General features: G+C 50.9%; 5 protein-coding genes. 3 read left to right on the top strand and 2 right to left on the bottom strand.

The window, feature by feature from the left end; translation table 11 throughout:
* Window positions 1-165 precede the first annotated feature (165 nt).
* A complete protein-coding gene (fbp, locus tag HMPREF1705_RS10510; RefSeq protein WP_009202136.1) occupies window positions 166-1,266 on the bottom strand; it encodes a fructose-1,6-bisphosphate aldolase/phosphatase in 1,101 nt (366 codons plus the stop codon).
* Between the two features lie 233 nt (window positions 1,267-1,499).
* Here fbp and HMPREF1705_RS10685 point away from each other — a divergent pair, with 233 nt between their 5' ends.
* Window positions 1,500-1,778 (top strand): helix-turn-helix domain-containing protein, encoded by a 279-nt coding sequence (locus HMPREF1705_RS10685; protein WP_009202137.1) that lies wholly within the window; start codon window positions 1,500-1,502, stop codon window positions 1,776-1,778.
* Window positions 1,775-2,044: a type II toxin-antitoxin system RelE family toxin gene (locus HMPREF1705_RS10680; RefSeq protein WP_071805000.1), complete on the top strand. Its 270-nt coding sequence runs from the start codon at window positions 1,775-1,777 to the stop codon at window positions 2,042-2,044. The genes HMPREF1705_RS10685 and HMPREF1705_RS10680 overlap by 4 nt, the downstream gene beginning before the upstream one ends.
* A gap of 93 nt (window positions 2,045-2,137) precedes the next feature.
* On the opposite strand, the gene HMPREF1705_RS10500 is transcribed toward HMPREF1705_RS10680, so the two are convergent.
* A complete protein-coding gene (locus HMPREF1705_RS10500; protein WP_009202138.1) occupies window positions 2,138-3,346 on the bottom strand; it encodes an aminotransferase-like domain-containing protein in 1,209 nt (402 codons plus the stop codon).
* Between the two features lie 148 nt (window positions 3,347-3,494).
* Between HMPREF1705_RS10500 and HMPREF1705_RS10495 the strand changes: the two genes are divergently transcribed.
* Window positions 3,495-4,784, top strand: coding sequence for a TolC family protein (locus tag HMPREF1705_RS10495; protein ID WP_242603621.1), 1,290 nt, complete (start codon window positions 3,495-3,497; stop codon window positions 4,782-4,784).
* Window positions 4,785-4,890: the final 106 nt, after the last annotated feature.

The raw sequence follows: 4,890 nt of genomic DNA, 5'->3' as shown, positions 1-4,890 counted from the left end.
GGATGCTGTGGGAAAGTCATAAGCCGTTATCCATGCTACGGGCTCGCCCTTTTCCTTCATCTTCATGAAGTCGAGACGTGATTTCTTTGACATAACCCTTCTCCTCCTCTTATGTTATGGATTAAAATTATCCGGACGGAAGACTTTCTCCCGCCCGGATTGCAGTTAGTGCCTGATCTTGAACTTGCCTTCCAAGGCCTTGAGCCTTTCGACTATGCCGCCGTACTCGAGTTCCCCGTAGGGCAGCATGGCATTTCCGTAGAATCCTTGCCTGCGCAGCTCTATTGCCTTTTTCGAGGCTATTTCCCTCACGTAATCCCAGAAGGGATGATCAAAGGCGTCGGCTTCCTCGGATAGCTTGCCCTCCTTGACGCAGTAGGCAGTGCAGCTTACGATTGGCGGGCCGTCGAAGAAGGACACGGAGCTGTTTCGCTTGACGGGCATGAGAGGCCCCTGGTGACTGCCCCTCATGAAGCCGCCTACGTAAGGTACCAGCGCGTAAGGCTCAAGAATCTCTCCCGTGGCAGGAAAACTGCCCTGGGCCCTGACCAAAAGGATGGGATCGTCTTTTCCCACGTATTTGCCGGCTATGTTGTGAAGCCTTGTTGTGCTGGCGACGGCCGCTATCTCCCCTGTTGTCCTTGAATAAACAGCTTTTATAACGTAGCGCTCCGGATCCCGAAGCAGCGCCGCGATGTCGTAAAGCTCCTCGGGGGCGACGAGAGCTATTACTTTGTCGCCCTCGGTGTATGAGACGTCCATGATCTCAAACTTGAACCCCTTGAACATCTTCGGCGAAAGAAGCAGCCCGCTGCAGTACATGGGATCGCAAAAGGCAAGGTAAAGCGGCAGGTTGAAAGCTCCGGGGTCGGTCTTGTCGGCGGCAAAAAGCAGAAAAGGCTCGCTTTTTCTTTCCTCGAACTCCATCTCGGCAATGCCGGGGCCAAGCCCCCTTATATTGCCGGAGAAGGCATCCTTAAGCAGGTCCTGCCCCGCACCATAGAGGCCCTCTTTCTTTGCTACGTCGGCGGCAGCCTTGAAGGCGTCCCAGGCTATCTGGTGGATGAGCGGGTTGTCCGTGCCGTGAGTGTGGGTCATCAATATGGCGATGTCGTCTCCCGTGTAGGAAAGGCGGAAATCGATGAAATCACTATCCAGATGAGGCTGAAGCGACCTTTCCACCTCCTTGAGCAGTGAAGCACTGGGGCGAATGTGCCCTCCAATGCTTCCTATATCGGCCTTGATCGCTGTTAGGGTTACTCTCAATGTGCTCTCCCCCTTTTCATTTTTGTGATCAAGACGGAGTTACGCATATAATTTTACACTAAAATGCACAAATGTTAAATTAGACGTCCGAGGTCGGTCCAGTTTGATTGTTAGTATTGATATAAAAAAAGATGATATAGAATTTAATATATGGTATTGTATTGCTATTGTATTGCAGTAGGCAGGAATAGCAATTATTAACAACAAATAGGAACCGTTAGGAAGTGATAAAAATGGAAAAGCTGCTTACACCAAATGATGTGGCCGAAATCCTTTCGCTTTCGCCTGTGACGATAAAAAAATGGCTTTGGCAGGGAAAGTTAAAAGGAATCAAAGTGGGCAGCGTGTGGCGGATCAGAGAAAGCGACCTAAAGGCATTTTTAAAGACAAACAACGACGATGAAGAGAAATTGAGCAGGGATGACCTGGAAGCTGTAAAGCGCGGCCTGGAAGACATAAAAGCTGACAAGAAAGTGACGCTGGAAGACTATGAGCAAGATAAAAGACTGTGAATTATGAAGTAAGGCTCACCAGCGAAGCCGTAAAAACTTTAGACCGCATGGACTCCAAACCCGAAAAACATACCTGCAGTCGGCTGCACGAACTGTCCGATGATCCGCTCGATCCACGGTTGAGCAAGCCGTTGACGGATATGGAAGGGCTACGCTCGTCCCGCGTCGGCGGGTGGCGGATACTTTATACAATAGATAACTCCGCTAATGCGGTAATTGTATTAGCCGTACGACCGCGTGGGCAGGCTTACAGGTATCTCGGGTAGTTGAAATATCGGTATGGCATCCTGTTTCTTAAACTGAAAAAGTTAGCCCAAAGGCGAACATATGCTTTGGGCTAACTTCGTGTCCTTGTCTTTTTATCCTGTTTCTTTATATCTGGCCAAAGCCCTCCCAAGCCTTTCGCCCGCCTCTTCGGCAGTTTCCGGCGGGACCTTCGCGAAGGAAAGCCTCAAGGTGGATCTGTCGGCAGTCAAGACGTCGGGATAAAAGGCAGCCCCCGGAACGACGCCTACCTTTTCTTCAAGCACCGCAAATTTGGCAAAGTCGAAACAGTCCTTCAGCCACGGCACGCGAGCCCAGATGAAAAACCCTCCCTTGGGCAGGTCGTAGGTCATGCCCTGAGGCACCGCCTTTCCCTGCAAAAAGCGATGCAGAGCGTCCCTTCTTGTCCTGTAGGTATCTGCTAGCTTGGCAAGATGAGCTTTCATGTCGATATTTCGCAAAAGTTCCCAGGTCGCCCTCTGCAGAAATGCCGGAAGGGACAGCTTCGTCGCAAGCACAAGTTCTCCCATTTGAGATGTGATCTTTGAGGGCACGATCATATATCCGCACCTTATGCCCGGCGCTATGATCTTCGAGAAACTTCCAAGATATATGACCCTGTCCTCATCTTGGGCGAGGCCGATATAAGACCCTTCGTGTTTTCCCTCGTACCTGAGGTATCTGTAGGGGTCGTCTTCTATGATCAAAAAGCCGTATCGCGAGGCCAGCTCCAATATCCTTTTCTTCCGTTCCTCCGTCGTCACACAGCCCGAGGGATTTTGGAAGTTCACTATCGTGTAAAAGAGTTTAACCTTGTTTTGGGATAAGACCCTTTCCATTTCCTCGATTATAGGGCCGTCCTTGTCGACGGGGACGCTTACGAACCTTGCCCCCTCCTTGCTGAAGGCAAGAAGGGCCTCCGGATAGGTGGGGTTTTCGACCAGCACCGTGTCGCCCGGCTCTATGAAGGCCTCGGAAACGAGGTTAAGCCCGTCCTGCGACCCGTTAGTCATTATCACGTTTTCCCCGCCGTAGCTTTGCGGCAAAAGTCCGTCTTCCTTCATCCATTCGGCTATCCATTCCCTAAGCTCCGTTATCCCCGTGGAAAGGGGATAGTAACTGAGGATTCCGGGATCCCTCAAAGCCCTCTCTATGGTCTCCCGCAGCAGATCTACGGGATACATCTCGCTCGAGGGCTCTCCCGCCGTCAGCGAAATTGCCTTGTGTTTCTTTACGAGTATCATCATCTCCGTGATGACGGAAGGCTTGATCCTCTCGGTGACCCTTTTACCCAGCAATGACATTATGTCCAACCCTACATCACTCCTTTTTTCGAATTCAGTGGCCTTAACAGGACTTTAATGTTAAAACAGGTGTAGGTGTAAGTACGGATTGCATTATATAAATATTAAAATAAAATTACAGAAAAAGATAGAAAGGAGCAAAACGCATTTGAAGGCTCGGACTATATTAACCTTGGCGTCAATTTTTATTTATTCGGCAGCTTTATTCGGACCTTCGCCTTCTCAGGCCGAGACCTCAATGCTACAAGAGGGCGATCTTTTAAGCTTGGAGCAATGCATAGAGATAGCCCTTCAGGCCCATCCCGACGTCATGGGCGCTCAAAAGAAGGTTGAAGCCCAGGAAAGCAGGGTTGGCCAGGCAATGTCGCAAAATTACCCCGAGCTATCCGCATCCACCAACTACTCAAGAAGCTCTCCGTCAGGCGGAAGTACTCGCTCAAATTACTCCAGCGACATCTCCCTACCTCAAGTTATAACTGACTTCGGTCAGCGGGAAAGGAAGATAGGCATTGAAAGAGAAAACGTCACGGCGACAGGATTTGAGGCGGACAACACGAAAAGGAATATTGCCTACGGCGTCTCGGAGGCCTACTATGGGGTGCTGGCTGCTAAGAGAAACGTCTCCGTGGCCGAGGATACGGTGAGACAGTTTGAGGAACACTTAAGGCAGGCTCAGGGCTTTTACGAGGCAGGCACGGCGCCCCGCTTCGATGTAACGAAGGCGCAGGTGGATTTGAGCAACGCCCGCCTCGAGCTAATAAAGGCCAGATCCTCGCTTGAGATAGCGTGGAAGACCTTGAGCAACGCCATGGGCTTTGCCGATACGCCTTCCTATGACATAGCCGACGACATGGACTTCAAGGCCTACGATATAACAAAACAGGAGGCGCTGGAGAGGGCTTTTGAAAACAGGCCGGACCTCAAGGCTCAGGAAACCGGCGAGGTCACGGCACAAAAATCGCTGGAGCTTGCGGCTAGAGGCGATTCTCCGACTCTTTCGGCCTACGCAGCCTATAATTTTGAGGGCAGGGATTTCCCCCTCGATGAAGGTTGGAATTACGGCCTGTCTTTGAGCGTACCCGTTTTCGACGGGCATCTCGTGGAATATCGGACGAAGGAAGCGGCCGCCAACCTGGAGGAAGTTAAGTTAGCCACTTCATCCTTGAGAAATGACATCTCCCTCGAAATCGAAGAGGGTTATCTTTCCTTGATCGAATACGGCGAAAGCGTGGAAGTGTCCAGGCTAATGGTCAGGCAGGCGGAGGAAAACCTGGAGCTAGCCCTTGGAAGATATCAGGCGGGAGTTGGAAGCCCCATAGAGGTTACGGATGCCACGGTGGCTTTAAACGACGCCAGGAAAAATTACGTTCAGGCACTTTACGATTACAGGATGGCCGAAATTACGCTTAAAAGCGCGATGGGAGAGAATTTACCGTGAAAAAGAAGATGTTATTTGTCCTCGTCATAGGAGCGGTGCTTTTCGCGGCCTTTGGCAGGGGGTTTTTTAGCAGGAAGGAGGGCGTATACTACGATATGGCGCCCGT

This window comes from Acetomicrobium hydrogeniformans ATCC BAA-1850, from assembly GCF_000160455.2.
Classification (GTDB): Bacteria; Synergistota; Synergistia; order Synergistales; family Acetomicrobiaceae; genus Acetomicrobium; species Acetomicrobium thermoterrenum.
Note: the sequence above shows the minus strand (reverse complement) of the source record. Positions and strands in the feature narration are given on the sequence as shown.

Bases quoted from the DNA above. Each gene is read 5' to 3' on its own strand.
- HMPREF1705_RS10685 (WP_009202137.1), top strand. From the start codon at position 1,500: ATGGAAAAGCTGCTTACACCAAATGATGTGGCCGAAATCCTTTCGCTT.
- HMPREF1705_RS10500 (WP_009202138.1), bottom strand. From the start codon at position 3,346: ATGTCATTGCTGGGTAAAAGGGTCACCGAGAGGATCAAGCCTTCCGTC.